Annotated in this window: 27 protein-coding genes; 14 read left to right on the top strand and 13 right to left on the bottom strand. The window is 66.8% G+C overall.

Annotated elements, in window-relative coordinates; translation table 11 throughout:
- Nucleotides 1-5: 5 nt before the first annotated feature.
- A complete protein-coding gene (locus AAFP30_RS15815) occupies nucleotides 6-695 on the bottom strand; it encodes an ABC transporter ATP-binding protein (RefSeq protein WP_419230912.1) in 690 nt (229 codons plus the stop codon).
- Nucleotides 696-785: 90 nt separating this feature from the next.
- Between AAFP30_RS15815 and AAFP30_RS15810 the strand changes: the two genes are divergently transcribed.
- Both AAFP30_RS15810 and AAFP30_RS15805 read left to right on the top strand, forming a co-directional pair.
- Nucleotides 786-1,055: a hypothetical protein gene (locus tag AAFP30_RS15810; RefSeq protein ID WP_419230911.1), complete on the top strand. Its 270-nt coding sequence runs from the start codon at nucleotides 786-788 to the stop codon at nucleotides 1,053-1,055.
- 294 nt (nucleotides 1,056-1,349) lie between these two features.
- The gene (locus AAFP30_RS15805; RefSeq protein WP_419230910.1) at nucleotides 1,350-1,640 is read left to right on the top strand and encodes a GIY-YIG nuclease family protein; all 291 of its coding nucleotides are present in this window, start codon (nucleotides 1,350-1,352) and stop codon (nucleotides 1,638-1,640) included.
- 127 nt (nucleotides 1,641-1,767) lie between these two features.
- On the opposite strand, the gene AAFP30_RS15800 is transcribed toward AAFP30_RS15805, so the two are convergent.
- Nucleotides 1,768-2,820 (bottom strand): glycosyltransferase family 2 protein, encoded by a 1,053-nt coding sequence (locus tag AAFP30_RS15800; protein ID WP_419230909.1) that lies wholly within the window; start codon nucleotides 2,818-2,820, stop codon nucleotides 1,768-1,770.
- 293 nt (nucleotides 2,821-3,113) lie between these two features.
- Between AAFP30_RS15800 and AAFP30_RS15795 the strand changes: the two genes are divergently transcribed.
- The 9 genes from AAFP30_RS15795 to AAFP30_RS15755 all read left to right on the top strand — a co-directional run bounded on the left by AAFP30_RS15795 (nucleotide 3,114) and on the right by AAFP30_RS15755 (nucleotide 14,299).
- Entirely contained in the window at nucleotides 3,114-3,905 is a 792-nt protein-coding gene (locus AAFP30_RS15795; protein WP_419230908.1) for a glycosyltransferase family 2 protein, read from the top strand.
- Nucleotides 3,906-3,930: 25 nt separating this feature from the next.
- Nucleotides 3,931-5,157 carry a glycosyltransferase family 4 protein gene (locus AAFP30_RS15790; RefSeq protein ID WP_419230907.1) on the top strand — a complete coding sequence of 409 codons (1,227 nt, stop codon included), beginning with the start codon at nucleotides 3,931-3,933 and terminating at the stop codon, nucleotides 5,155-5,157.
- 92 nt (nucleotides 5,158-5,249) lie between these two features.
- A complete protein-coding gene (locus tag AAFP30_RS15785; RefSeq protein WP_419230906.1) occupies nucleotides 5,250-6,491 on the top strand; it encodes a lipopolysaccharide biosynthesis protein in 1,242 nt (413 codons plus the stop codon).
- Nucleotides 6,488-7,837 carry a polysaccharide pyruvyl transferase family protein gene (locus AAFP30_RS15780; RefSeq protein ID WP_419230905.1) on the top strand — a complete coding sequence of 450 codons (1,350 nt, stop codon included), beginning with the start codon at nucleotides 6,488-6,490 and terminating at the stop codon, nucleotides 7,835-7,837. Before AAFP30_RS15785 ends, AAFP30_RS15780 begins: the two co-directional genes overlap by 4 nt.
- A 31-nt stretch (nucleotides 7,838-7,868) precedes the next feature.
- Nucleotides 7,869-9,188: a glycosyltransferase family 2 protein gene (locus AAFP30_RS15775; RefSeq protein ID WP_419230904.1), complete on the top strand. Its 1,320-nt coding sequence runs from the start codon at nucleotides 7,869-7,871 to the stop codon at nucleotides 9,186-9,188.
- Nucleotides 9,189-9,256: 68 nt separating this feature from the next.
- Entirely contained in the window at nucleotides 9,257-11,326 is a 2,070-nt protein-coding gene (locus AAFP30_RS15770) for a hypothetical protein (protein ID WP_419230903.1), read from the top strand.
- Nucleotides 11,320-12,615, top strand: coding sequence for a DNA-binding protein (locus tag AAFP30_RS15765; RefSeq protein ID WP_419230902.1), 1,296 nt, complete (start codon nucleotides 11,320-11,322; stop codon nucleotides 12,613-12,615). The genes AAFP30_RS15770 and AAFP30_RS15765 overlap by 7 nt, the downstream gene beginning before the upstream one ends.
- Complete coding sequence (locus tag AAFP30_RS15760; RefSeq protein WP_419230901.1) at nucleotides 12,612-13,523, top strand: glycoside hydrolase family 16 protein; 912 nt, start codon at nucleotides 12,612-12,614, stop codon at nucleotides 13,521-13,523. Before AAFP30_RS15765 ends, AAFP30_RS15760 begins: the two co-directional genes overlap by 4 nt.
- Complete coding sequence (locus AAFP30_RS15755; RefSeq protein ID WP_419230900.1) at nucleotides 13,520-14,299, top strand: hypothetical protein; 780 nt, start codon at nucleotides 13,520-13,522, stop codon at nucleotides 14,297-14,299. The genes AAFP30_RS15760 and AAFP30_RS15755 overlap by 4 nt, the downstream gene beginning before the upstream one ends.
- 297 nt (nucleotides 14,300-14,596) lie before the next feature.
- Here the strand turns inward: AAFP30_RS15755 and AAFP30_RS15750 are convergent, their stop codons facing one another.
- Complete coding sequence (locus AAFP30_RS15750; protein ID WP_419230899.1) at nucleotides 14,597-15,724, bottom strand: PLP-dependent cysteine synthase family protein; 1,128 nt, start codon at nucleotides 15,722-15,724, stop codon at nucleotides 14,597-14,599.
- 5 nt (nucleotides 15,725-15,729) lie between these two features.
- Nucleotides 15,730-16,032, bottom strand: a complete 303-nt coding sequence (locus AAFP30_RS15745) for a DUF4229 domain-containing protein (protein ID WP_419230898.1) — start codon at nucleotides 16,030-16,032, stop codon at nucleotides 15,730-15,732.
- Between the two features lie 176 nt (nucleotides 16,033-16,208).
- Between AAFP30_RS15745 and AAFP30_RS15740 the strand changes: the two genes are divergently transcribed.
- The 3 genes from AAFP30_RS15740 to AAFP30_RS15730 all read left to right on the top strand — a co-directional run bounded on the left by AAFP30_RS15740 (nucleotide 16,209) and on the right by AAFP30_RS15730 (nucleotide 17,443).
- Complete coding sequence (locus AAFP30_RS15740) at nucleotides 16,209-16,430, top strand: BldC family transcriptional regulator (RefSeq protein ID WP_419230897.1); 222 nt, start codon at nucleotides 16,209-16,211, stop codon at nucleotides 16,428-16,430.
- Nucleotides 16,431-16,550: 120 nt separating this feature from the next.
- Nucleotides 16,551-16,757 (top strand): hypothetical protein, encoded by a 207-nt coding sequence (locus AAFP30_RS15735; RefSeq protein ID WP_419230896.1) that lies wholly within the window; start codon nucleotides 16,551-16,553, stop codon nucleotides 16,755-16,757.
- A gap of 203 nt (nucleotides 16,758-16,960) precedes the next feature.
- On the top strand, nucleotides 16,961-17,443 hold the full coding sequence (locus tag AAFP30_RS15730) for a helix-turn-helix domain-containing protein (protein WP_419230895.1): 483 nt from the start codon (nucleotides 16,961-16,963) through the stop codon (nucleotides 17,441-17,443).
- Between the two features lie 60 nt (nucleotides 17,444-17,503).
- Here AAFP30_RS15730 and ccsB read toward each other — a convergent pair whose 3' ends face one another.
- From ccsB to AAFP30_RS15685, 9 genes are all read right to left on the bottom strand, one after another.
- Entirely contained in the window at nucleotides 17,504-18,511 is a 1,008-nt protein-coding gene (gene ccsB / locus AAFP30_RS15725) for a c-type cytochrome biogenesis protein CcsB (protein WP_419230894.1), read from the bottom strand.
- 37 nt (nucleotides 18,512-18,548) lie between these two features.
- On the bottom strand, nucleotides 18,549-20,225 hold the full coding sequence (resB, locus tag AAFP30_RS15720) for a cytochrome c biogenesis protein ResB (RefSeq protein WP_419230893.1): 1,677 nt from the start codon (nucleotides 20,223-20,225) through the stop codon (nucleotides 18,549-18,551).
- Nucleotides 20,222-21,028, bottom strand: a complete 807-nt coding sequence (locus AAFP30_RS15715; RefSeq protein WP_419230892.1) for a cytochrome c biogenesis CcdA family protein — start codon at nucleotides 21,026-21,028, stop codon at nucleotides 20,222-20,224. The genes resB and AAFP30_RS15715 overlap by 4 nt, the downstream gene beginning before the upstream one ends.
- Nucleotides 21,029-21,038: 10 nt before the next feature.
- Nucleotides 21,039-21,638 carry a TlpA disulfide reductase family protein gene (locus tag AAFP30_RS15710; RefSeq protein ID WP_419231244.1) on the bottom strand — a complete coding sequence of 200 codons (600 nt, stop codon included), beginning with the start codon at nucleotides 21,636-21,638 and terminating at the stop codon, nucleotides 21,039-21,041.
- 67 nt (nucleotides 21,639-21,705) lie between these two features.
- Entirely contained in the window at nucleotides 21,706-22,335 is a 630-nt protein-coding gene (locus tag AAFP30_RS15705; protein ID WP_419230891.1) for a histidine phosphatase family protein, read from the bottom strand.
- Between the two features lie 43 nt (nucleotides 22,336-22,378).
- Nucleotides 22,379-23,707, bottom strand: a complete 1,329-nt coding sequence (hemL, locus tag AAFP30_RS15700; RefSeq protein WP_419230890.1) for a glutamate-1-semialdehyde 2,1-aminomutase — start codon at nucleotides 23,705-23,707, stop codon at nucleotides 22,379-22,381.
- A 279-nt stretch (nucleotides 23,708-23,986) separates the two neighbouring features.
- Nucleotides 23,987-24,268 (bottom strand): hypothetical protein, encoded by a 282-nt coding sequence (locus tag AAFP30_RS15695; protein WP_419230889.1) that lies wholly within the window; start codon nucleotides 24,266-24,268, stop codon nucleotides 23,987-23,989.
- Between the two features lie 97 nt (nucleotides 24,269-24,365).
- Complete coding sequence (locus AAFP30_RS15690; protein ID WP_419230888.1) at nucleotides 24,366-25,193, bottom strand: SGNH/GDSL hydrolase family protein; 828 nt, start codon at nucleotides 25,191-25,193, stop codon at nucleotides 24,366-24,368.
- The gene (locus tag AAFP30_RS15685; protein WP_419230887.1) at nucleotides 25,190-26,695 is read right to left on the bottom strand and encodes a PucR family transcriptional regulator; all 1,506 of its coding nucleotides are present in this window, start codon (nucleotides 26,693-26,695) and stop codon (nucleotides 25,190-25,192) included. Before AAFP30_RS15685 ends, AAFP30_RS15690 begins: the two co-directional genes overlap by 4 nt.
- Nucleotides 26,696-26,730: the final 35 nt, after the last annotated feature.

The following is a 26,730-nucleotide window of genomic DNA, read 5'->3' as shown; positions in this document are numbered from 1 at the left end:
AGCGCTCACGCGATCTTCCCGTCGCGGACGGTGATCGTGGTGTCGGCGACGGCGGCGGCGTTGGGGTCGTGGGTGACCATGACCACCAAGCGGTTCGGTGCGTCGTGGGCCACTTCGGAGAGGAGGTCGAGGACCGATTCGCCGGTCTTGGAGTCGAGGTTGCCGGTGGGTTCGTCGGCGAGCAGGATGGTCGGCTCCATGATCAGCGACCGGGCGATCGCGACGCGTTGCATCTGTCCGCCGGACAGCTCCGACGGCCGGTGGTCGATGCGGGCGCCGAGTCCGACGCGCTCGAGGAGTTCGACGGCGCGCGGTTTGGCCTTGCGCAGCGACTGGCTGTCGAGCAGGCGTGGCAGGGCGACGTTCTCCCACGCCGACATCGTCGGCACCAGGTTGAAGAACTGGAACACGAAGCCGACGCGGTGCCGGCGGAAGGTGGAGGCGGCCTCGTCGTCGAGGGAGCCGAGGTCGACGCCGTCGACGGTGATGGTGCCCGAGGTCGGGGTGTCCAGGGCGCCGAGGATGTGCAGCAGGGTGCTCTTGCCGGCGCCCGACGGACCGACGACCGAGGCGAATTGACCGCCGTCGAGTGTGAGATTCAGCCCGTCGAGAGCCCGGACCTGCTCGTCACCCATCCGGTACTCCCGCACCAGATCCACGGCTCTGACCAGCGGTTCGTCGCGCACAGCTCCCATGGTGCGCATGGTATCCCACCCACCTGAGGCGAAGTTAGGTGGCACTTACTTCCCGCGCGGGGTCGACGGGGCATCGGTGATACTGGCGTGATGCGGTCGATCGATGCGTTCCACGCACTGGTGATCCTCAACCTGCTTTTCGCGACGGCAGGGTGGGTCTTGGCGCGCCCGAGTCGGCCGGCGGCAGCGGTGTTGGTCGCCGTCGGCATCGCGTGGATCGTCTGGAACGGACCGCTCGAGGGGGCAACTCTCATCTCGTTCGACCCCGACCACGGCATCACCGAATTCGACCTGCTCTCCGTGGTCGCCTTTGGGATCGCGGGCTGGGCGTGGTGGCGGACGCGGCCTCCCGCTCATTGAGCGCGGCACCTTCCAACCGCTCGTTGAGCGCGACGAGCGAGCGCAGCGAGCCCGACGCTGGTCGAAACGGGCTGCCAAGCAGTGGTGCCGGTTTCGACGGACGCCACCTCGGCTAACGCCTCGGAGGCTGCTCAACCAGCGGTCAAGCGAGCCGACCCACCTACCGCTCGTTGAGCGCGACGAGCGAGCGCAGCGAGCCCGACGCTGGTCGAAACGGGCCCCTCGTCGACCGAGTTATCCACAGCCTGTGGACAGATTTCACCGCACTCCGCAACCATCCCGCAGAATCACCCTATGCCCGCACACGTCTACATGCTCCTGTGCGCCGACGGCAGTTACTACGTCGGCAGCACCCGCAACATCACCGCGCGCGTCGCCCAGCACGAAGCCGGTCTGGGCGGAACACACACGTCGGGACGACTGCCCGTGACGCTCGTCTTCAGCCAGGAATGCGAGTCCGTCGCCCACGCGTGGGGGCTCGAACGGAAGCTGCACGGCTGGTCGCACGCGAAACGTAAAGCGCTGGCGGAAGGGCGGTTCGACGATCTGCCCGGACTGTCGCGGAACCGACGTAATCGTGAGTGACTGCGACGGTGCTGGTTTCGACGGACGCCACCTCGGCCAGCGCCTCGGAGGCTGCTCAACCAGCGATACAGCAAGCCACCCACCCACCGCTCGTTGAGCGCGACGAGCGAGCGCAGCGAGCCCCTTTTCAGTTTGCGACACGCGCCGCATCGTCCGGCGTCGGCGCGACTTCGTCGTTGCGCACCAGAGAGTTCGCCTGTCGTGGTGGTACGGACGCACCAGAAATCCGTCCGTGCACATAACCGAGGGTGGTCACCAGCACACCGCTGACGATCATTGCCGTTTGTGCGGCGAGCAACGACCGCGGTGCGCTCCCCACGGCCAGACCACGGAGACGGGTCGCGATGCCGCGCGGCAACACCGTTGCGGTGTAGACACGCTCGCTGGACAAGCCGTCGGCGCTGCCGACGAGTCCGGACACTGCGGCCTTGGAGATGCCCTCGGCATAGCACCGTCGCCAGAAGTACCGCAGGGCGATCCGCTCGTCCGACACCCGATGTGCCACCACCATCGCCGGATCGAACAGGAGCGTCGCGTCGTCCCGCTGCCGGCCGATGGCGATGCATAGTTCGGTCTCCTCGCACCCGAGCGGTATTGTGCCGACTCTTCCCAGCCCGGTGTGGAAGCCTCCGATATCACGAATATCGCTGCGCCGCAGCGACATGTTGGCGCCGATGAAGTTGCGCACCGGAGCGACGCACTCGGGTTGTCCGGGATAACTGCAGCCGACGACCCAGTCGAACTCGACGGGGAACCAGCCCGGACGTCGACCGTCGGGCCACCGGGGCCGAGCGTAGCCGCCGACGCCGCGGACCGATGGATTGTCATATCCTGCGACCATCCGCGTCACCCATGACGGGTCGGCCGTTGCGTCGTCGTCGAGGAAGGCAACGATCTCGGTGCGGGCCGCGGCGACGCCGGTGTTGCGCGCCCCGGACAGTCCGCGTGGACCGCGGTTCGCGAGCACTCGCACCGGGACGACCGGTTCGATCCGCCGGACGAACGCGCGGATGCCATGCGCGAGCGGGTCGTTGTGATCAGTCACGATGATGATCTCCGCGACCGATAACTCTTGCTGCACAATCGATTTGATTGCCGCACAGATGTCGTTCCAGCGCTCGTACGTATACGCGCAGATGACGACGGTGACGTCGTCAGAATGCATGGCCCCCGATTCCATGCGTCGAGTATGCACCGCACGGCGCGCCGATCCCATGGTTCCGCACCCGCCGAGTGGCGGCAATCACATCGCCGTCGTTTTGAGACCGAAAGATCTCAAACTCCAGTTTGTAGGGTAAACCCGCTGTCCGACACTGGTTTTGATGGCACGAGCCATTCGGTGGACGTCTTCCGTTCAGCCTGCGTTTACGTCAGCGCGAATCGATCTGTTGCAGCTCCGTCACGGAGGGTCCACGATGGTGTCACGGACCAGAGACGTTCCGTACTTCTGACCAGCATTCATTTTCGGGGGAAATGAGAATGCGGATACAACATCCTGATGTCACCGTCGTGATTCCCACGCGGAACGAAGCCATGAATCTTCCGCACGTCGCACGTCGCATGCCCGACGGGATTGCCGAAATCATTGTCGTGGACGGCAATTCCACGGACGGAACCATCGCTGTCGCGCAGCGCCTTTGGCCTGACGCGCGCGTCATCACACAGACCCGCAAGGGTAAGGGAAACGCCCTGGCGTGTGGTTTCGCCGCGGCCCGTGGGCAGATCATCGTGATGATCGACGCCGACGGATCCACCGATGCCGGCGAGATACCCATGTTTGTCCAATCACTCTGCGATGGCGCAGATTTCGCCAAAGGGTCCCGATTCACCTACCGGGGCGGCAGTTCGGACATCACGCGGTTGCGGCGGCTGGGGAATCTCGGGCTGAACACGATCGTCAACCGGCTCTACGCATCGTCGTTCACCGATCTGTGCTACGGCTACAACGCGTTCTGGCGCCATTGCCTCCCGACCATCGGGCTGCCCGATCCCACGCTGAACGAACCACAGTGGGGCGACGGATTCGAGGTGGAAACCCTGATGAACATCCGGGTAGCTCGCGCCGGATTGCGGATCGTCGAAGTGGCCAGCTACGAGCGTGACCGCATTCACGGCGAGAGCAATCTCAACGCGGTGAGCGACGGAATTCGGGTTCTCCGAACGATTTTCGATGAGCGGTCGACGACCGGAACCCACCTGGCCGATGCACCGCGTGAACGCATCGCACTCGCACCTGTGACAGACCTGACCGCTCAGGCAGGCTAGACCTCTTCAGCCCGAAAGGCACTTCGTGGAGCACTCGTCCACGACGCCGCCGGCATCTCATCACACCCCGCTGCGGGTTCTGGTCCTCGATCAGGGTCCCGGTCTGTGGGGCGCGCAGCAGTACCTTCTACGGTTGCGCCCGTTGATGGCCGAGCACGACGTCGATCTCACCCTCGCCTGCCCACCCGAGCTCGAGCAGTATGAGCACTGGCGCACAGCGGGTTTCCCGGTGATACCGCTCGCCCTTCCGGTGTCGCGGTCCATCCGATACGACGACCGGATCAGTCCACTCCGCGTGGGCAACGAACTGCGCCGCTCACTCACGGTGCCGCGCCTCATCGCCGACACCGCGCACCACGGTCGCTTCGACGTGATCCTCGCGAACTCGCACTGGACTCACCTCGATGCCGCGGTTGCCGGTCGAATCGGCTCGGTACCCGCGGTGCTGACGTTGCATGAGACGACGATCCCCGGGGTGGGACGACGCCTGCGCGACGGCGCGATCCGCCTCGCCGGTCACAGCATCGCGGTCAGTAAGTCCGTCGCGGAGACGGTAGGTTCCCGCGCACGCCGGCGGGTCACGGTGATTCCCAACGGTGTCGACACGATCCGCTTCGCGCCGGCCGACCGGGCACGACGACAGTCGATCCGCACCGAGTTGGGACTATCCGACGCCCATCGCGTCGTCCTCGCCGCCACTCGCCTCGATCCGACCAAGCATATCGAGGATCTCATCGCGCTGGCGGCAGGACTCGACGACGGTGCGACGGTGTTGGTCGCCGGCGCCACCAGCGTCTACAGCGAGTATGAGCGGGCGATGCGCGCCGACGCCGAACGGCTCACCGCCGGCCGACTCCGATTCCTCGGGGCCCGCAGCGACGTCGATCGACTCCTGGCCGCCGCCGACGTGTACGCACACACGGGATTGGTCGAGGGCATGCCGCTGGGGGTGATCGAAGCGCAGGCCGCCGGGGTTCCGGTGGTTGCCTACGAAGCGGCCGGGGTCCGGGAGGCGGTGCGTCACAATCGCTCCGGATACGTCGTCGCGCCTCGTGATGTCGCCGGACTGCTCGCGGCAACCTGGCGTCTGATCGATTCGACCTCCCTGCGCGCCGAGTTCGGGGACGCGGCGCGCGAGCACGCTCTCGCGCATCACCAACTGACCGATCAGGCGGCGGCGAATGCGCGACTGTTGCGGTCGGTGGTCGGTTCGGTGGGCCGCACTCGCGCAGTGACCGCGGGAGCGCGGTGACGATGGCCCACCGTCTCGCCGATCCAGCAGAGGATGCTCCGGGCGTACCCCAAGGTCTTCGAGTTCGCCTGCGCGGCTGGATGTCCGGTTCGATGGCTGTCGACTCGATATCCCTGATCGCCACCTCGGCCCTGACCGCGGTGACCGGCATCGTGTTCTGGGCGTTGGTGGCGCGGCTGATTCCGCCACACGAGCTCGGCGTGCAGACGGCATTGTTGTCGCTGATGACCATGGCCGGGACGGTGGCCGCGTCCGGTCCGGGCAACGCGCTCACCGCGATGATCCCGGCAACGCGAATCACCGGACGCCGCCGACTGATTCGGCAGGCGGTGGGCACCGTGGTCCTCGTCGCGCTGGTCGGCGGTGTGATCGCGGGCGCGCTCGGTGCCGTCACCATCTCCGGTCCGCAACCGGGGCTCGCGGTGACTCTGGTTGTCGTCGGCTCCATCGTCATGGCGTTCTTCGCGATGAAGGACACGGTGCTGACCTCGTTGTCGGCCGCACGGTATCTGCCCGCGCTCAACATGGTGGCGGCCGTCGTCAAGATCGTTCTGGTACCGCTACTACTGACGATGGTCCTGGGGCAGACCGCGGTGCTGGCCACTCTCGGATCATCGGTGCTCGCCATCGGATTCGCGTTCTTGCTGATTCGCCGGTCGATGGACCGCGAGGTACCCGCCGATCGCTTTGTGCGGGAGCACGACGGCCGCGCGCTGCTGGGCTTCGCCTTTCGTGACGGGTCGGCAAGCCTGATCTCGATGGGCCCACTGCTCGGCGCACCATTCTTGACGACGTGGCTGGCCGGCCCGACGCAAGGTGCGATGCTCGCGCTGATGCTGCCGATCTCGCAAGGCCTGGACTTCGTGTCGATCGGGACCGCGACGGCGTTGACGAAACACCTTCCGACGGCGGCTGATCCGGGCCGAATCGCGACGCGGATCTGGTACGTCACCCAGGCTGCGGTGTGCGCGGTGGGCGTCGTTCTGTTGTTCGTGCTGTCTCCGTTGCTGTTTCGATTCTTCGGCGACAACTATGACCATCGGGCGCTCTGGGTGACGTTGGCGTTGCTCTGCGTGGGATCGATCTGCCGCGTCGCCTTCGTGACGTGGGCGGCGGTGCTACGCGCGACTCTGGCGACTCGGACCCTGCTCATCACCAATCTGACCATGAGCGCGATCTCGGCACCGCTGTTGATCGGGCTCACGTCGCAGTGGGGTGCGGCCGGGGCGGCGGCCGGACTCGCCGTCGGATCGGCACTGCTCGGGGCGGTGGGCGCATGGGGCCTCATCGTCGGCCGCCGCCGACCCCTGGGCACGCCGGAGGTAACCCGGTGAGCAGCAACACCTTCGCCCCGCACATTGTGCTGGTCAACGCGTGGCACGACGACAACAAAGGCGACTCCGCGATCACCTCGGGTGTGCTCCGCCTGGTCGAGCACGTCTATCCGGATAGCTCGGTGAGCGTCGTCGGGCTGACCGAGGGTTCCTCGTCGACTGCTGCGGCGACACGACATGTGCGTCGAGCTCACCCGAACGTACGGGTCGTCACCATCCCAGTCGCGACCGAGTTGCGTGGCAGGGCCCGATCGACGCCCGCCGTCGACGTGCCGATCTGGTTGAGTCGCTTGTTCCTTCCCGCTCTCACCGCGGTCCGCGGGCGGCCTTGTCGCGGCTATGCCCGGCTCCTCGCCGACGCCGATCTGGTGATCGCGGTCGGCGGGTCCAATCTCTATACCGACACGTCAGTGCATCCGGTCGTCAGCTTGGCTCGGCTGTTCACCCTCGCGGTGCCGATCCACACCGCCACGCGGATGGGGATTCCCACCGTTCTGCTCGGTCACACGCTGGGGCCCTTCCCTGCTGCGCGGCCGGTCACCACCGCGGTGGCGCGACGGTTGGTGGCGGGCGCCGACCTCACCGTGGTGCGAGACGATGCGTCCCTGCCCACCGCGCGCACGCTCGGTCTCGGTTACGCCGAGCTTGCCCCCGATCTGGCCTACGCGTTGCAACCGCAACTCACCCAACGGGTATCGCAGATCTGTGCCGCACTGCCCGCGCCGATCGAGCGCAGTGCGGTGATCGCCATGCGGTCGCATCCGTCCCTCGGCGCAGCTGCCGACCGCCGTGTCTGTACCGAACTCGTCGCCACTGCAACCGAGCTGATCGAATCCGGACATATCGATCACGTCCTCGTGGTGGCCCACACGTTGGGGCCCACCGACATCGAGGATGATCGGCCGGTGTCGGGACAACTCACCACCATGCTGCATGCGGGGCGGATTCCTGCGACCTACGTCGACACCGATCTGCGCCCGGACGAACTCGCCGCCCTCTACGGCCAGGCCGCTGCGATGATCGCTGTTCGCCTGCACGCCGCGGTACTGGCGTTGCTCTCCGGCACACCGACATTCGCGATCGCCTACTTCTCCACCAAGTCCGCCGGCATCATGCGAGCAGCCGGATCACCCGACTGTGTCGGCGAATTCGTCGACGTGACGGCACCGACGATCGTCGCTGCGCTGACCCCGCAACTCAGTGATCCCGAGTGCCGAAAACGCCTGGCCCGCACCAGCCGCGGACACCGCGAGCATCTGATCTCCCGCTCGACCGACTGGCTCCGCGGAGCTCGGCGTCGCGCGGACCTTCCGCACACCACCACAGCAGACAGGGGCACACCATGACATCACCGGCCAGCGCAAGGGGGATCCCGTCGTGACGATCGAGGTGCTCCACCCCGTACTGCCGTCGGCCGCGCCCTGCGACACCGCCGATTCCCGCTGGGTCGGGGAGATCCAGCTGCACGACTCGTTCGCCGACCTGGTTGAGCTCACTAACGGTGACGGCTACCACCGCGCACGCCTACTCGTCCGCGACGGCACCGATGTCCGCGGTTTCATAGACGTCGGGGTCGACACGGCAACGGTGCTGGGTCGCGAGATCGCCCGTGAGGCCGCACGGCTACCCGCGCAGACCCCCCACGCCGGGACATCCGTCGATGCCCCGCCCGTATCGGTCGTGCTGTGCACCCGCGATCGGACCGAGGAGACCAAACGGGTCATCACTTCCCTGCTGGCGGTGGACTATCCCGACTTCGAGATCGTCGTCGTCGACAATGCGGCGTCGTCGCTGGACACCTGGCGCCACGTCGACAGCCTGGACAATCCTCGGGTGCGCGCGGTGCACGCGTCGGTGCCCGGGTTGGCCGCCGCACGCAACCGGGGGCTGGAGGCCGCCCGCCACGAGATCGTGGCGTTCACCGACGACGACGTGTTGGCCGACCGGTATTGGCTGACCTGCCTCACCCGTCCCTTCACCGATCCGGCGGTCGGGTGCGTCACCGGCCTGGTTCCGGCGGCCGAGCTACGGACCGCTCCGCAGATGGTGTTCGAGCGTCGCGTCGGCTGGTCCACCTCGGTGCAACGACGAGTCTTCCGGCTGTCCGACAGCAGTAGTCACGATGGGCTGTTCCCCTTCCGGGTCGCCGACTACGGCACCGGAGCCAACTTCGCGGTCCGACGATCCGCCGCGTTCGCCCTGGGTGGCTTCGACGAAGCACTCGGCGCCGGATCACCCACGCGCGGCGGCGAGGACATCGACTGGTTCGTACGCACCCTGGCCGCCGGTCACACGCTGGTGTTCGAGCCCGACGCCATCACCTGGCATCAGCACCGCGACGACGATGACGCCCTGCTCACCCAGGCGCACGGTTACGGTCTCGGACTGGGCGCGTGGATGACCAAAGTCGTCACCGACCGGCACCTGGCGCCCTTGGCGTTGGCGCGCTTCCCCGTTGCGGTCCGACATCTCGCGACATCGATGCGAGCACGCGGAACCGATCCGACGACATCGACGACCGCAGCCGGCGCGACGCGGGCAGAAGTCACCGGCCTGCTGGCCGGTCCGCGCGCACTGTTGACAGCCCGGGCCCAGGGACGTAGATCCGCGCCGTTCAACCGGTTTCCGGTACTGGCCCCGGCTGCGCTGGTGTACACCGCGCACCGTACCGAGGAGGAACCGCCATCGCCACACTGACCGAGTCCCCACCCACAGCCTCCACGGAGGTCCTCGGCGTCGCATCCGCGGCTCGACAACTGGGTCCATTGCTGGCGGCCGTCAGCGGCGTGCTGGCGATCGTCGGTATGCTGCCGTCCCTGCCCGCTGGGCTGCGGGTCGTATTTATCGCGCCGATGGTGTTGGTCGGTCTGGGAATTGCGACGACGTGGCCGTTGGACGTCTCGCGGGATATGCGCTGGGCACTGTATCCGTCGATCGGGTTGGCCGCACCGATCGGCGTGGCCACCTGTTTGCTCTGGCTCGACCGTTATTCGTGGCCGGTGGTCACGGCATCGTTGGCGGCGGTTTGTATCGGGTCCGGCGGTATCGCGCTGTGGCGTCACCGCGACCTTGCACCGTTGCCGGATACGCTGCGCCGGAGCACCTCCCGCTGGATCGGTGGCCTGGGTCGGGCACTGTCCGGCCCCGGGCGCGGGCTCGCGCTCCCGGTCCTCGTGTGGGTGGGCGCGCTCGCCCTGCTCCGTGATGCAGACGTCGGACTGTTCGGTCTGCTCGGCACATCCGGCGGGGTGCTGCTGGTCGTGTCGCTGGTCCTCACCGTGATCATCTTCGTGTCGTGCATCGTCGCCGGGGACACCGGGGGCGCGGCGATCGCGATCATCGTGACCGCGGCGATGATTCGGCTACCGGTGTCCTTGCTGACGGAAGTGCCGATCTACGCGTGGACTTACAAGCACATCGGTCTGGTCGATTTCGTCACAAAGACCGGTGCGCTGCCGCCGTCGTATGTTGACATCTACAGCCGCTGGCCCGGATTCTTCGCCGGCGCAGCATGGTTCAGCGCGACGACCGGGGTCGACCCGGTCGATGTGGCGCACTGGTTCGCGCCGGTGATGCATTTCGTGCTCGCCGCGGCGATCTGGAGCCTCTCACGGGCGCTCGGGCTGTCGATGCGTGCGGCGTTGATCGCGGTGTTCTGCGCAGAGCTGGTGAACTGGGTGGGGCAGGACTACTACTCGCCCCAGGCGGTGGCACTGGTCTTGGGTGTCACGGTCATCGCGCTGTTCGCCGGCTCCCGACGTGACACGGCCGCAGCATATTTCACGATTCCGCTGGTTGGCGTGCTCGCCTGTACCCATCAGTTGACACCGGTGTGGGTGCTGGCGTGTTGCGGGTTGCTCACGGTCATCAATCGGGTCCGCCCGCTCTGGTTGATCCTGGTGTGCGTTGCGGTGTGGGTCGGGTACTTTCTGCCGCGGATGTCGTCGGTGATGAAGTACGGGTTGTTCACCGGATCCAATCCGCTCAACAACGCGAAGACCAATATCGGCAGTGCTACCGGTGATTCGATGGCACGCACGGTCACCGAGACCGTGGACCGCGGAGTCGCGTTCGCCGTGTGGCTTTCGGCGATTGTGGCATTTGCCTACCTGTGGCGGCACCGCAAGCACGACTGGGCGCTACCCATCGTCGCGTTCTCACCGATTCTGTTGCTCGGCGGGCAGAGTTACGGCGGCGAAGCGATCTTCCGAGTGTTCCTCTACTCGCTGATCGGGTGTTCCATGCTCGTTGGTGCGGCCCTGGGCGAACTCCTGCCCGACACCTCGAACCCGTCGTCCGCGTGTCGATTCCCGCGCATGCGGCAGATCTTCGGAACCTTCGCCCTCGCTGTCGTCGGGGTCGGGGCATTGCACGGTTATTACAGCGGTTGGGCCTACAACGTGGTCACCAAATCGCAGGTGTCGCTGAGCCGGCAGTTGCTCGCCGACGCCGCGCCGTCGACGGTGATCGTGCGGATGGCGCCGGCGGGGTGGCCGGAACGTCCCAGCGCCGACTACGTCCCGCTCGCCGAGGCCAATCCCGGCTACGACCGGCCGCTGGTGTTCCTGAAGAACTCACTCTCCCGCGGCTTCCCCACCGAGGAGGACATCGGGTTCCTCAACAACCTGGGCCGATTCGCCGATGGCGGTTTCTATCTCGTCCTGCCCCGTCAGATGGCTGTCTACTCGGACTACTTCGGCTACTTCCGTCCGGGCGCCATCGACTCCCTCATCCGACGCCTGGACCGGGAACCGAACTGGCACCGCACCCAGGGTGATTCGAACACGGTCATCTTCCGTTATCAACACCAGCCCACAGAGCGAGAACCATGGTGAACCCTCATTTCCTCCGTCGACGGCGCACCCGCGTGTCGCCGACCCTGCTCGACCGCGCCGCGGGTGATGCCCGCGTCGTAGTCTCACTGGGGCCGCTCAGCGTTCTCGACCGCGACGACCTCGCCGCCGAATTGGTTCGACTGGCAGCGATCTCACCAGGTAGCCGCCTGGCGATCCGACGAAACCCGTGGACCGCGCACGGCCCGTGGGACTGGGATCCGGCGCGCCTGGCCGGCGACGTGCGTGCGTGGGCGGAGTGCTTTCCCGGTACCGAGCACCTTCCGATCCACGAGAAGGTGACGCTGGTTCGGCGCACGACACCGACTCCCGACGGGCTGCGTGTCTATGTCGCCGGCGACCATGTCATCACCGATCTGTCGCACGGCGTCTTCGGTGGTGTCATGGTGGTCAAGCTCTGGCTCTATCTGAGCGTGTGCCTGTCCCGTCCGACTCCCGACTGGTCGGTGACACCGCAGCACCGCCCCCGAACAGGATGGTTGTTGTTGCGGCACTTGGTCTCCCATCCTGGCGCCGTCGGCGAGCTGGCTGCGGCCGGCCGCCATCGTGTGCCGACGGTGAGTGCCGTCCGCACGGTGGCCGGACCGGCGAGGCCGACGACCGTGTCGGGATATCTGAATCCGGCCGGCGTTGCGGCCCTGCAGGAATGGCGGGCCGAGCACGCCCCCGATTGTTCGGTGGCGGTGCTGCTGATGACCGCGCTGACGCGGGCGTTCGATCACGTCGGTATCGCGCTGTCGCCGGTGGTGCACGTGGTGGTCGACGCCAGTCGCTACGATCCGCGGCTGCCCCGCTATCTCGGAAATCTGGCTGTGGGACTGAATCTTCCGTTCGCCGCGCCGTACGATCCGGGTGCCCTGCAGAGTGAGTTGGGTCGTGCGATGTCTTCTGGGCGGCCACTCGCGGCGATGCTGGCGATCTCGATCGGCGAACTATTCGCGCTTCGACGCCCCGGACGGGTGGCGCCACCAGCCGAACCGGCGACCGCCACCTTGTCGTTCAGCCATCTCCTCGGACTGGACGACATGCCCGACGGCAATTGGATCGGCGGCTTCGACGCACACCAGTTCGTCGCGGTCAGCGATCCGGTCGGTGCGCGCGGAATTGCCCTGTTGACGCCGAAAATGCGTGACAGATACGATATCTCGGCGTCGTTTGACGAGCGGTTCCACGACGTCACGACCATCCAGCACGCGCTCGATCTCGCGACCACGGACCCGGTGTCGCTACTCACGCCCCGCACGACGCTCGATGTCGGAGGGCAGTCATGATCGGCCGCATGGGCCGCGCCGGCCGCCACTACCTCAGCGAACTGTTCCAATCACCGAACGGCGGCCAACGGCCGTCGTGGTGGCTGTTGGTCGGAACCATCGCCGTGACAATGATTCTCGTTGGTGTCGGAGTCAACGCCGCAGCCACCGGTCACTCACAGACAAATGACTTCATCCGCCTGCAGACCGATATGGGACTCGTTGCCTCCGACGACTTCACCGGCCACGTCGGCACCCTGCCGAGTCGTCGCATGTGGAACATCCGCACCGGCGCTGGCGGCTGGGGCAACAACGAGCAACAGACGTATACTGCTTCGTCACAGAATGTTTCGCTCGACGGTGCGGGCAATCTGCGGATCACTGCGCGCGAGGACGGAGGCCGGATCACCTCGGCGCGCGTCGACACGCTCGGCAAACTCGACACATCGACCGGGTTGCTCGCGGTACGCGCCAAATTGCCGGAAGGCCAGGGCATTCACCCGGCGGTCTGGATGCTCGGCTCGAGTCTGGACGTCGTGGGCTACCCGGAGTCGGGTGAGATCGACCTGTTCGAGCAGGCCAACTCCCGCAGCAACAATTCGGTGGGAGCGATCGGACCGAAGACCGACCTCGCGACCAAGGTCCCATGGAAGGTGCAGCAGCAGTTGACTTCCGCGGAAACCGGCAGGTCGGATGACTATCACGTCTACTGGGTGTATCGGAAACCCGGCCTGATACAACTCGGTGTCGATGGTCGCACGGTCATGCGAATCACGCCGAAAGACTTGCCGCCCCAGTCGGTGTGGGTGATGGATGATCCGTTCTTTCTGATCCTCAACGTCGCCGTCGGGGGGCAGTGGCCGGGTCCGGTCGGCGCGGGTGCGTTGCCGGCGGAGATGAGTGTCGACTGGGTGAGGATGTACGGATGAGGCGAGCTGTCGGTCTGGTGCTCATTGTGTGCGCATGGCTGTCTGTTGCTGCGTGTGGCCCGACCCCGACCGTCGATGACGCCGGCACCGGCATCGTCACCGACGACCTCGGCGACGGCATGCGCGCCTATCGTCAAGCCACCGGCAGCCCGACTGGCGTGGTGATCTGGTTTCACGGAATGGATTCCGATGGAACCGAATTCGGTCACGACCCGAGGCATCGTCACTTCGCCGAACCATTTCTGCGCGACGGCTGGGTGATCGCGTCGGCGTCGGCGGGCGGCAACTCATTCGGCAACGACGGCGCCATGGCCGACTACCGTCGGCTCATCGCCGCGGCCACCCACCGGTACCGGATCCCCCGGATGCTGTTCGCGAGCGAGTCGATGGGCACCGTCGCGGCGCTACGCCTCTATCGGGAAAAGGAATTCGCACACATCGACGGATTGGTGGGCATCTCCCCGCTGACCGGTCTCCCGGCGACGTTACGGGGCGTCGACTTCATCGCCGACGCCTGGGGCGGCACGGTACCCCAGCGCGCCGATCCGCTCTCTGCCACACAGTCCGGCTACGCCGACCGACGCTTCCTGTTCTTCTACTCCATGGGCGACACCGTCGTCCCCGCCGCCGCCGGTGCCCGCGCCTTCGCCATCCGCTTCAGCAAACGCGCCGATGTCTCCTTGGTCGTCTGCCAGGGCGGGCACGTCGACGGCAGTTGTTACGGCGGTGACGCCGCACTTGCCTTCGCCAACCAAGCCTCCACCCCCGCTCGTTGAGCGCGACGAGCGAGCGCAGCGAGCCCGACGCTGGTCGAAACGAGTTACCAAGCAGTGGTGCCGGTTTCGACGGACGTTCACTCGGCTAGCGCCTCGCTCACTGCTCAACCAGCGGTCAAGCGAGCTGACCCACCAACCGCTCGTTGAGCGCGACGAGCGAGCGCAGCGAGCGCAGCGAGCCCGACGCTGGTCGAAACGAATTGCCAAGCAGTGGTGCTGGTTTCGACGGACGTTCACTCGGCTAGCGCCTCGCTCACTGCTCAACCAGCGACTGAAGAACCGCGCCTCGGCGAGTGCTCAATCAACGGTCCAAATCCCACTCTCGAAGAACTCGTCGAGCACGACGGTGGCGCCGGCGAGGTCGAATCCCTGAGCGGCGAGCCAGGTGTCGTCGAAGTACGTGTTGCCGTAGCGATCTCCGGAATCGCACAGCAGTGAGACGACGCTGCCGGCGTGCCGGTCGGCGACCATCTCGGCGACGATGCCCAGCGCACCCCAGAGGTTGGTACCGGTGGAGCCGCCGACGCGGCGGCCGAGGCGGTTGCTGATGCAGCGGGCGGTGGCGATGGATGCCTCGTCGGGCACGCCGATCATCCGGTCGATCACCTGTGACACGAACGACGGCTCCACGCGCGGTCGGCCGATGCCCTCGATGCGCGAGCCGATGTCGGAAGTGATTGTGCCGTCCGCGGTTTCGTAAGCCGGAAGGAACACCGAGTTCTCCGGGTCGACGACGGCGAGCCAGGTGGGGTGGCGGCGGTACCGCAGGTACCGGCCGAGGGTCGCGGACGTACCGCCGGTGCCGGCACCGACGACGATCCAGGTGGGGATCGGGTGATCCTCGTCGGCCAGTTGCGCGAAGATCGATTCGGCGATGTTGTTGTTGCCACGCCAGTCGGTGGCGCGTTCGGCCATGGTGAACTGGTCGATGAAGTGCCCGCCGAGCTCGGCCTCGAGGCGCAGCGCCTCGGCGTAGACCTCACCGGGTTTGTCGACGAAATGGCAACGGCCGCCCTCACGTTCGATCAGTGCGGTCTTCGACGGCGACGTGCTCGAGGTCATCACCGCGATGAACGGCACCCCGATCAGCTTCGCGAAGTACGCCTCGCTGACCGCCGTCGACCCCGACGATGCCTCGATGACGGTCGTGTCCTGGGTGACCCAGCCGTTGCAGATGGCGTAAAGGAACAGCGACCGCGCCAGCCTATGCTTCAGCGAACCGGTGGGGTGGGTGCTCTCGTCCTTGAGGTAGAGATCGACGCCGGTGGGCGTCCCGTCGTCGTCGACCCACCGCGACCATTCCGGCAACTCGATCCGCAACAGGTGGGTGTCGGCGCTGCGTCGGGCGTCGGCCTCGATGAGGCGGACGGCGTTGTCGGCCCACGCGCGACTGCTGCGATGGTCGACGACCCGGGTGGGCTGCATCGGTGCTACTTGGATTGGCCGCGGAGGCGCGACTGGAGGTCGTCGTGCCGCTTACGACGATCCTCGTCGACGGCGGCGATCTGTCGGTTGACCCGCAGCCGCAGCGGCTTGAACACCACCATGCCCAGCGGCAGCGCGATCAGCACGCCGAACACCGCGGCCACCAGCAGCGGCACGCTCACGCCGAACAGTCCGGCCACACCCATGATCACCGCGGCGATCACGACCACCAGCAGCAGTCGCGCCACTGTGTACAGCGCCACGGACACCGCGACGTTCGCACCGGTCACCTTGTTCTCTTCACTCACGGATACCCAGGGTACTGCCCCGGCGTCGTCGCTCAGCCGCCGCACGGATGTCCGATTTACCGGTTTTGCACTCTCTTTACCAATTTTTGACGGTTCGAGTACCCAGGTGGTCGGCGTGTATCAGTTAGAACACCAGCTTGATCAATCGCCGCCAGGCGGAGACAAAGAGGTAGACCGTGACCGTCATCGATACGCACACCGCCGGACTCATCACCCCCGGACTCGCCAGCCAGCACACGCTGACCCCCGGCCAGGTGGCTTCCATGTTCAACGTGAACCCGAAGACCGTCGCCCGCTGGGCCAGCTCCGGCCTGCTCGGCTCGATCCGCACCCCCGGCGGCCATCGCCGGTTCCGCGAAGCCGACGTCGTCGAGCTGCTCAACCGCCGCACTCACTGACGGTTTCCCGCTCTCCGCGCCCCGCCGATCGGGTCGTGTCGTGCAAGCGACCGACTCTGGTCTGGCGGGGCGTACCCACTGGTCGGCAACCTCACGTACGCTGGTTACCGGGAGGTTGCCATGACAGTTTTATTCGCCGTGATCGGCATCGCCGCGATCGGTTTCCTGTTGTGGCGCGCGTTTGGGCCGCAGAGTTCCGACTCTGCTGCCCACGACACCACGACCCGTAGCTCGGGTCCCGTCGGCCCCGACGACGACGCTGCCTTCCTCCGCGACCTCGACCGTCGCACACGCGGGCCCAACGGCTCCGACAGCGACGAGATCTGACTCAGCAATCGGCAACTGCGTTGTTGCCGCCCACCCCACCCCAGGTCATGCCTGGGGTTTTTTCGTCCAATGCCATGGTGGATCCGCCGTGCCCAAAACGCGTCAGTACAGTAATCTTTGTCGTTATTAAAGCTCCACTTGTTTGTGGTGATCGAGAGATGAGACAAAGAACCGATGTGCGCGTCATTCGGGGACGGTCGCGGATGAGTTACCCGCCGCAACCGCCGGTCACAGCCGATGGTGGTGCGACGTTCGCCGCCAAGTTGGGTGACTTGTTCACCACTTCACGCGACGAGAACGGCGTCCCCTATACCGGCAAGAAGATCGCCGAGCGGGCCAATCAGCTCGGCTACACGTTGTCGGACGCCTACATCTCGCAGCTCCGCACGGGTAAGGCACGTACTCCGTCGTTCCGCACCGTTGAGGCCATCGCACGGGCGTTCGGAGTGTCGGTGACGTACTTCCTGTCGAATCCCGACGAGGATCTCGACCGGGTCCGCCAGCAGCGCGACTACGCGCATCTCGTTGCCGAGACCGGCACACATCTGGCCGGCATCGACCTGAAGGCACTCTGCCCGGACACGATCGACGTCATCATCGACCTGCTGAAGATGGTCAAAGCACAGGCGTTGGCCAGCGGGACCGCCGAAGCGGGAGAGCTACACGAGCCGCCGGTCGCCGGCTGATCGTCGTCGTTTCGACACGGTCGGCTCCTTCGTCGCCGGCCTGCTCAACGAGCGGAACCGCTATAGCCCCGCGTAGGAGTGCAGTCCCGAGACAACCAGGTTGATGATGAACAGGTTGAACAGGAGTGCGACGAACCCGGCCACGTTGATCCACGCGGCGGCGGTGTTGCGCCAGCCTGCGGTGGCGCGGGCGTGCAGGTACGCGGCGTAGATCACCCACGCGATGAACGACACCGTCTCCTTGGGGTCCCAGCCCCAGAAGCGGCCCCAGGCGGCCTCGGCCCAGATGGCACCGCAGATGACGCCGAGACCGAACAGCGGGAAGCCGAATACGACGCATTTGTAGGCGAGGCGGTCGAGGGTGTCCGCGCCCGGGATGCGGTCGACGACGCGACGCACGCCGGCGACGAAGCCGGACCCGGCGGCCACCGCGTCGTCGGATTCCGGACGGCCCCACCGCATCTTGATCAGGTAGAGGATGCTGGCCACGCCGGACACCAGCAGCACACCCGACGAGATCGAGATGATCGACACGTGGATGGCCAGCCAGTACGACTTGAGCGCCGGCACCACGGGCGCGGCCTGGGTGTAGAGGAAGCGGCCGCCGATGAACATCAGCAGCGTCACCGGCAGGAGCACGAAGGTCAGCAGCGGACGGTGTTCGGGCTTGCGCAGCACCACGAGGCCCGCGACGACACAGGCGGCGCACGTCAACGAGATGAACTCGTACATGTTGCCCCAGGGGGCGCGGTCGGTGGCCATGCCGCGCAGCACGATGGACGCGATGTGCGCGATCAGGCCGACGATGACGACCGGGTAGGCCATGTTGCCGAGGCGTTCACCGAGGCTGCGTCGCGGAGCTTCGGCGACGCGTCCCGGTGCGCGGTCGCTGGTCGTCACCGACCCCGCGGCCACCAGCTCGGCATTCGCCAGCCGACGACTCCGCGCCCCGGCGAGCGCCGCCAGGAACAGCACCATCGCCAGCACGTAGACGGTGATGGCGGTGCCGAACAGCAGGTCGGAGTATCGCGCCAACGTCTCGTCGACCTCAGCCGAACCGGTGTTCATCGCAGTCCTCCAACTTCTCGCAACGTCGCGACCCGGATTACAGTCGCCGCAGCCGTCGGCGCGAGCGATGCTCGGCGGACGGGTCGTCGGGGTCGATCAGCAGGTCGTGCGCCTGCTCCTCGAATCCTTCACCCCAGCCCGCCTGATCGGTGCGTGCCAGGCCGGCAATTTCTACTACAGTACGTCGTTCGCCGTTCTCCCCGGTAACCGAGCGCAGTCGCGCCCAGATGCGGCGTCGTCGGACCAGCAGGGAGACCAGCAGTCCGGCCAGCATCGCGATCGCCGACACCAGCACCCACAGCTGCGCCGGGTCGTGCGACACCTGCACCGACACCCACCGCTGGTACCCGTCGAACTGCACCGTCGTGCCGTCGGCCAGCGTGTGACTCTGGCCCTGTCCGAGGTTGACCTGCGCCCGCTGCTCCAGCCGCCCCTGCTGCACCAGCGACTGGTCCAGCGAGTACGCGTTCTGCGGTTTGCCGGTGTCCAGGCCGGTGTCGCCCTCATAGATCCGGATCGCGACGAAGGGGTTCTTCGCATCCGGCGACGACGACGAGAGCAGCGTCCCCTGGAACGCGGCGGTCGGCGCGAACAGGCCCTCGATCGCGATCTGGTGGTCGCGTCGCTGGTCTTCGTCGGGGTAGAGACCGGCCGGGGTATCGAAGCGGGCCGCGCCCGACGACAGCATCGTCTGCATCTCGTCGGGGATGAACAGCACCGTCTGGGTGCGCTTCTCCCCGTTCGGGAAGGTGACGGTGAACGTCGGGGCGTAGCCGTTGCCGAGGACGTAGACGCGGTCGCCGGAGACGCGCAGCGGGTCGTTGACGCGGATGCTGGTGTTGTTCCAGGTCGCGCCGTCACCGGTCTTGGTGCCCTCGACGTAGCGCACCTTGGCGGTGTACATCGACGGCTGACCGTTCGGCAGGTACTCCGCGCTGAAGCTGTCGACGCGGAAGCAGAACGGTGCCAGGTCGGTGCCGTCGACGAGGTTGCCCGCGCGGAACGAGTCGTAGACGGCGGTCGAGGTGTTGCACAGGCCCTGCTCGCCGTCGGCGACGAGGCTGCGGGTGCCTTCGTAGCCGTAGAGCTTGCCGACCGCGATCGAGACCAGCAGTGCCAGCAGCGCGAAGTGGAAGACGAGGTTACCGAACTCGCGCAGGTAGCCCTTCTCGGCCGAGACCTCGACGGTGGTGTCATCTTTCGTGACGACCCCCCGCCGCCACCCCCGCAGATTCCCCGAAATCCGCGCGGCGACCTCCTCCGGATCCCCGTCGACCTCATGCTCGACGTGGCGCGGCAGGCGACTCAGATTGCGGGGTGCGGCAACCGGTTTGGCCCGCAGACTGTGGAAGTGCTCGATCATCCGCGGGGTGAGGCAGCCCACCAGCGACACGAACAGCAGCACGTAGATGGCGGTGAACCAGGTGCTGGAGAACACGTCGAAAAGCTGGATGCGGTCCATGAATTGGCCGATCCACCCGTGATCGTCGATGTAGGCCAACGTCTTCTGCTCGTTGAGCGACCGTTGCGGTAGCAGCGCACCGGGAATCGCGGCGAGCGCCAGCAGGAACAGCAGCACCAGTGCGGTGCGCATGGAGGTCAGCGAACGCCAGAGGTTGCGGGCCGGCCACAGCACGCGACGGCGGAACCAGTGCGGGCGTGGCGGTTCGGGTGGGGTGACGGCGGGCTGCGCGGTCACGTCGATATCGGTCATACCGGAAGCTCCGTGTCGGTGATGAAAGCGTCGCGCACCCACACGATGAACTGATCCCACAGTCCGGTGACCAGGGCGACGCCGACGGCGATGAGCATGATGCCGCCGAATACCTGGATCGCGCGGGCGTGGTTGCGCAGCCAACCGAGGCTGCGCAGCGCCCACGCCGACGAGAATGCCAGCACCACAAAGGGAATCCCCAGGCCCAGGCAGTAGGCGATGATCAGCAGCACGCCCTTGGCGGCAGTCGCCCCCTGGGTGCCGCTGGCGGTGGCGATGACCGCGGCGAGCGTCGGGCCGAGGCATGGTGTCCAGCCGAGAGCGAACACCGCACCGAGCAGTGGTGCGCCGACGATGTTGGACATCCGCCGTGGGGCGAAACGGAATTCGTGCTGCATCGCGGGCACGAGGCCGATGAAGACCAAGCCCATCACGATCGTGACGACCCCGCCAATACGTTGCAGCAGTTGATGATTGAGTACGACGGTGCTGGTGATGCCGAGGACGGTGGCGGTCGCGGCGACGAAGACGACGGTGAATCCGAGGACGAACAGGCCGGCGGCCAGCGCCACCCGCGACCGCCCGCGTTTGGCGGGCTCCCCCACCGTGACCGCGGGGGCTTCGGCACCGACGAGGCCCGCGAGATACGACAGGTAGCCGGGCACCAGCGGCACCACGCACGGTGAGGCGAACGAGACAAACCCGGCAATCACGCACGCCGCCAAGGCCAGAAGCAGCGGACCACTCGACACCGTGGTGGCGAAGGTCTCACCGATGGCGGCCTGCGGGGCGAGTTCGATCATGACCGCGGGCTCACCCCTGCGCCGGGGTCGTCGGGGCGGCCGGCGCGCTTTCGGCGGCGACGCGGCGGACGGTCGCGTCGAGTTCGTCGGCGGTCAGGGCCTTGAGGAACACCACAGCCGGGCGGTGTTGCCGGTCGAGGACGACGGTGGTCGGCACGACTGCGGTCGGGGTGGTCAGAGTGGCCAGGGTCGCGCCGTCGAAATCGTAGATCGACGGGAAGCCCACGTTGCGGTCGGCGACGAAGTCCTGGGCCGACTGCTTGTCGTCGCGCAGGTTGATGCCGAGAAACTCCACGCCGAGGTTCTTGGTGCGGTCGTAGACCTCTTCGAGGTCGTCGGCCTCACCCCGACACGGACCGCACCACGAGCCCCACACGTTGACGACGACGACCTTGTCGTCGAAGCGTGGGTCACTCAGCGAGATGGTGTCGCCGGAGGTGAGTTCGGGGCCCGACAGGTCGGCGACCTTCTTGCGGCTCTCGACGGGGTAGGTGATGACCGTCTGGCCACCCGGGGAGACGAACTGGAACGTGTCGCCCTGCGCGACGGCGTCGTCGCCGGTGCCGCAGGCGCTGGTCAACGCGACCAGCAGCACCAGCGCCGCCATCATCGGCAGCAGAAAAACCTTGCGCACGTTCGTCCTCTGTTACTTCTCTTGCTTGGTGGCTGTCCGGCGGTCAGGCGCCGGTGGCCAGCGGGTCCGACGCTCCGGCGGGTTCGGAGTAGATGATGTCGACCAGCGCGTCGCCCTCGTAGATGAGGCTGGTCAGCGAGGCCAGCGAGCATTGCCGACGACGCGGATCGTGCCAGAGCCGCTGCCCCTCCAGGAAGCGGCGCAGCGTGTAGACGGGCAGCTGGTGGCTGACGCAGATGGCCTCGTGGCCGCGGGCCGCGTCGCGCGCCTTGTTGGCGGCGGCCAGCATGCGGTGCGCCAGCTGGATGTAGGGCTCGCCCCACGACGGGGTGAACGGGTCACGCATCTTGGGCCAGTGCCGTGGCTTGCTCAGGGCTCCGTCGCCGACGGCGACCTTGAGGCCCTCGAAGCGGTTGTCGGCCTCGATGAGTTCGTCGTTGGTGCGGATCTCCAGACCGAGGGCGCCGGCGATCGGGGTCGCCGTCTCCTGCGCGCGCTGCAGCGGCGACGCGAATACGGCGGTGATGTCGTGATCCTTCAGCGCGGCGGCGACGGTCTGCGCCTGCATGCGTCCGCGGTCGGAGAGGCGGAAGCCGGGCAGGCGGCCGTACAGAATCCCATCGGGATTGTGTACTTCCCCGTGCCGCATCATGTGGACGATCGTGTTGGTCATGGTTCTCCCCCGGTCAGCTTGGTGTGGCAGTGCCGCGGCTGTGTCATTTGGCCCCGCTCGCTGCGCTCCCGGCGGCCTGGGCGGCGGCGGGCAGCGCGTCGGCGATTCGTGAGAAAGCATCCTCGTCCAGCGCCGCGGAGACAAACCAGGCTTCGAACGCGCTCGGCGGCGGGTAGACGCCGCGCTCGAGCAGCGCGTGGAAGAACGGGGCGAAACGCCAGGTCTGGGTGGCTTTGACGCCGGTGTAGTCGACGATCTGGGTGTCGGGCTCATCGGTGAAGAACACACTGAGCATGCTGCCGGCGCGCTGGACTCGATGGCCCACGCTCGCCTCGGTCAGTGCGCTGTGCAGCAGGTCGGCGAGGCGGTCGGCGTTCGCGTCGAGGGTGCGGTAGACCTCGGCGTCGGCGTGCCGCAGGGTCGCCAGACCGGCGGCGACGGCGACCGGGTTGCCCGACAGGGTGCCCGCTTGGTAGACGGGTCCGGTCGGCGCGAGGCGTTCCATGACGTCGGCGCGGCCACCGAATGCCGCGGCGGGCAGTCCACCGCTCATGACCTTGCCGAAAGTGTAGAGGTCGGCACCGACACCTTCGAGGCCGTACCAACCCGAAGGGCTGACCCGGAAACCGGTCATGACCTCGTCGATGATGAGCAGCGCGCCGTTGCGGCGGGTGAGTTCGGCGAGTCCGGCGTTGAAGCCGTCATGCGGGGCGACCGCACCCATGTTGCCGGCGGCGGCCTCGGTGATCACCGCAGCGATTTCGTCGCCGTAGGTCTCGAAGGCCTTCGCGACGGCATTGAGGTCGTTGTAGGGCAGGACCAGGGTGTCGTGGGCGGACGCGCCGGTGACACCCGGCGAGGTGGGCAGGCCGAGAGTGGCAATGCCGGAACCGGCGTCAGCGAGCAGCGCATCGACGTGCCCGTGATAGCAACCGGAGAACTTGATGATCTTGGAACGACCGGTGAACCCGCGGGCCAGGCGGATCGCCGACATCGTCGCCTCGGTACCCGAGTTGACCAGTCGGACCTGCTGGACCGGGTCGACGCGGTCGACGATCTCTTCCGCGATCTCGACCTCGGCCTCGGTGGGAGCGCCGAAACTCAGGCCGCCGACCGCGGCCTTCTGCACGGCCTCGACGACTGCCGGATGTGCGTGGCCGAGGATCATCGGTCCCCACGAAGAGACCAGGTCGACGTAGTCGTTGCCGTCGACGTCGGTCAGGTGACAGCCCTGCGCCGAGGCGATGAACCGGGGATCGCCGCCGACCGCGGAAAACGCGCGGACCGGGGAGTTGACGCCACCCGGGGTTGCCTTCTGCGCGCGAGCGAACAGTTCAGCGGAGCGGGCGGTGGAGTCAACGGATGGGGTCACGGCCTCCAGTGTTCCAAAAGAGCGCGTCTGCGCCCAATCTGGTTGGGTGCTGTGATGGGGGTTACGGTGCTGACCGCGCGCTCGTTGAGCGCAACCAAGCTGTCGGACCCCACGCCTAGGCTTCCCCAGAACGCAATCGTCAAACACGCGCAGTCGGGGGGACCGCAGTGTATTCGTCGGCACCTGTATCACGGGACCCAGCGATATCGAGTTGGAAGACAGCAGCACAAGGTTCGGGGCTGCGTTGCGCCGGTATGAAGAATACGGATAGGCAGGTTCTCAGAGGAAGACGAGCCGATCCACGACTTCATGTTCGACCGCACGCTCCGTCAGATACTCGGCGAACTTGGGATCTGAGACCCGGACTACACGAAGCGATCGTGCGTGACGGACCACGAGTACCTCGTGGACCAGTTCATCAGCGAACGACACGGCGGCAGCCAAGAGCCCACCACAGTCGATGACAACCTCAACACCACTCAGATCACTCGCTAGCCCAGCCAACATCTGCTGGGCCCGATCTCGGGAGCCTGCCAGTGCGGGGGCGTCAAGGATCGTCACATCAAGTCCTTTTCCCGGTTGAGTGATGGCCGACAGGTCGACCCATCGTCATTCTCTGAAGATACCCTCGCACTCCGACAATCGTGGCGCTGTGCCGTTACACCAACTTCCCGATCTGCCCGGCGATCGCCCGCTGCCCGAGCACGTTGGGGTGGACGGCCGCGGCACCGACCGGATCGACCTGCGGCTCGATCCATCGGGTGCCCTGGGGTTGGCAGGCGTCGTGTCCGTCGGATGCCGCGGACATGTCGACGAAGGTCACGCCGGTCTCTTCGGCGGCACGGCGCAGCACCTTGTTGAGGGTCGCCTGCAGGTCGCGCAGATATGGCACATCGCCTGCCGCAACACGCATCGTCGGATAGCAGCCGGTCGTGGGCGGCAGAATCCAGGGATAGCCGGCAACCATGACCTTGGCGTCGGGCGCCTTGTCGCGAACGGCGGTAAACGTCTTCACCAACGACGGATAGGTGGTGTTCTCAATGGTGTCGACGAACCGGCTGCCGTACTCGATACGACACGGCGCGCCTTGCGGATTCGACGACGCCACCGCCGAGCACGCACTGATCGCGCCGGAGTAGACGTCGGAGTCGTTACCGCCGATCATCATCGTGACCACCGATGCGTCGGCACTGACGGCGTCGAGTTGCGGTGGCACGCCGAAGTATTGGGCGTTGAAGAAGTCACTGGTGTCGGCGCCGCTACAGCTGACGTCGTCGAGGCGAAAACCCTTGTCGGCGGCCATCATGTGGGCATAGTTCCGCGACGATCGCACGCACTGTGCCGGCGAGTCCTCCACGAGCGGAAAGATTCCGGCACCCGCGGAGTAGCTGTCACCGAGGTTGACCAATAGCTTTGGTTCGGCCGGCGTATCGGTCCCGCAGGCTTCGAGCAAGCCGATGAGCATGACCAGCACGAGTCGTCTCATGCGTTGGCCCCCAACAACATCAGCAGGAGTTCGGCGCGGGTGCGGGCGTCGGCCAGATCCACGCCGAGCATGTCCTCGACACGTTCGATCCGGTGCCGCAACGTATGTCGGTGAACACCTTGCGCCGATGCCGCAGCACCCCAGTTGCCGTTGGCCTCCAGAAAGGCGAGCAGGGTGGCGCGGAGGTCGGTGCCGTGTTCGTCGTCGTAGACGAGGACCGGCGCGAGACGTTCGCCGAACGCGTCGTGCAGGGCCTGGCGGACCGGATCCATCGCGAGCAGCGACCGACTCCCCGCCAGGTCCACGACCTGCCCGCCGGTTGCCGATCGTCCCGCGAGTCGGGCCTGCCGGACCGATTCGGTGAGGTCGTCGAGGTCAGTGACGGGTCCGATGCCGCCGCAGGTGCCGCCAGAACCGTTGGCGTTCATCATGTTCAGCAGGCTGGTGGCGAACTCGACGTGGTCGTCGCCGCGCAGCAGCAGGATCACCTCCGGGCCGTCGCGATGCACGAAGACCGCACGCCAACGGTGTTCGAGTTCGTCGACGAGTCGTCGGCAGCCGACGAGGGCCGCGTCGTCGTCGACGAAGGTGTAGACCACCGCCCGGACCCGGCCGCCGGGGTCGGCGCCGCGCGCGAGGATGCGACGTAATCCGGGACCGCGCACCTCGTCGAGCGCGAGGGTGAGAGTGTCGTCGTGCAGGTCGACCACGTCGCGGGCGACCTGCCGGGGTTTGGCGTGTTCGAGGGCGAGCAGCGAGACGGCGTGTCCGATGAGCATTCGGTCGACGTCGTCGAGGGCAACCGCGCCGACCACCCCGAGATGCCCGAAGGTGCGCCCGCCGGAGCCGACCCGCGCGACGGTCATGGTGGCGTCGCCGGTCATCCAGACCGCGCCCGCCGACGCCGGATCGCGGACCACCAGGTCGCGGATGCGGTTGAGATCGACCGGCACGACGGGATGGGGCGCGTCGGCGACGACGGTGAGCGCGGTGTCCAGGAGCACGACGTCCTGGTCGATGGTCTCGGCGAGTTCCCGCACCAGCGCGGTCGATCCGCCCGACGCGGCGGCGCGGGTCATCCGCGGTTGGGCCTTGGTGGCAGCCACCAGTCGCGCCGATCGTTGGGCGGCGATCTGATCGAGCACCGCGCGGGTGATCGCCGAGAACGGGATGGGCAGCGGCACTTCGAACAGCGGCACGCCGAGTCGGTCGGCGACGTCGGCCATCTCCGAGGGCACCTGGTCATAGCCGAATCCGACGCCCACGCCGACCGCCGCAACTCCGGCGGCGTCGAGGTCGGTGAGGTAGTCCCGCCACGCGTCGGCGGTGTGCGGCAGCCGCAATCCCGTGGTCAGGACCACTTCCCCGCCGGATAGCCACTCGGCGGCGTTGACCAGCTCCGACGACACGGCGCACTCCAGTGTGCGGTCGAGTCCGGTCGCCCCGCCGCGCAGCGTCAGTTCGAGGCGTCGCTGCGCCAAGAGCCATCGCACCGTGGTCACAGATGCCAGCCTACGCATCCATTCGACAAGGTGGA

Origin of the sequence: Gordonia sp. CPCC 205515, from assembly GCF_048537925.1 — a bacterium.
GTDB lineage: Bacteria > Actinomycetota > Actinomycetes > Mycobacteriales > Mycobacteriaceae > Gordonia.
The sequence above is the reverse complement of the archived record's forward strand: the minus strand, read 5'-3'. Positions and strand labels throughout refer to the sequence as shown.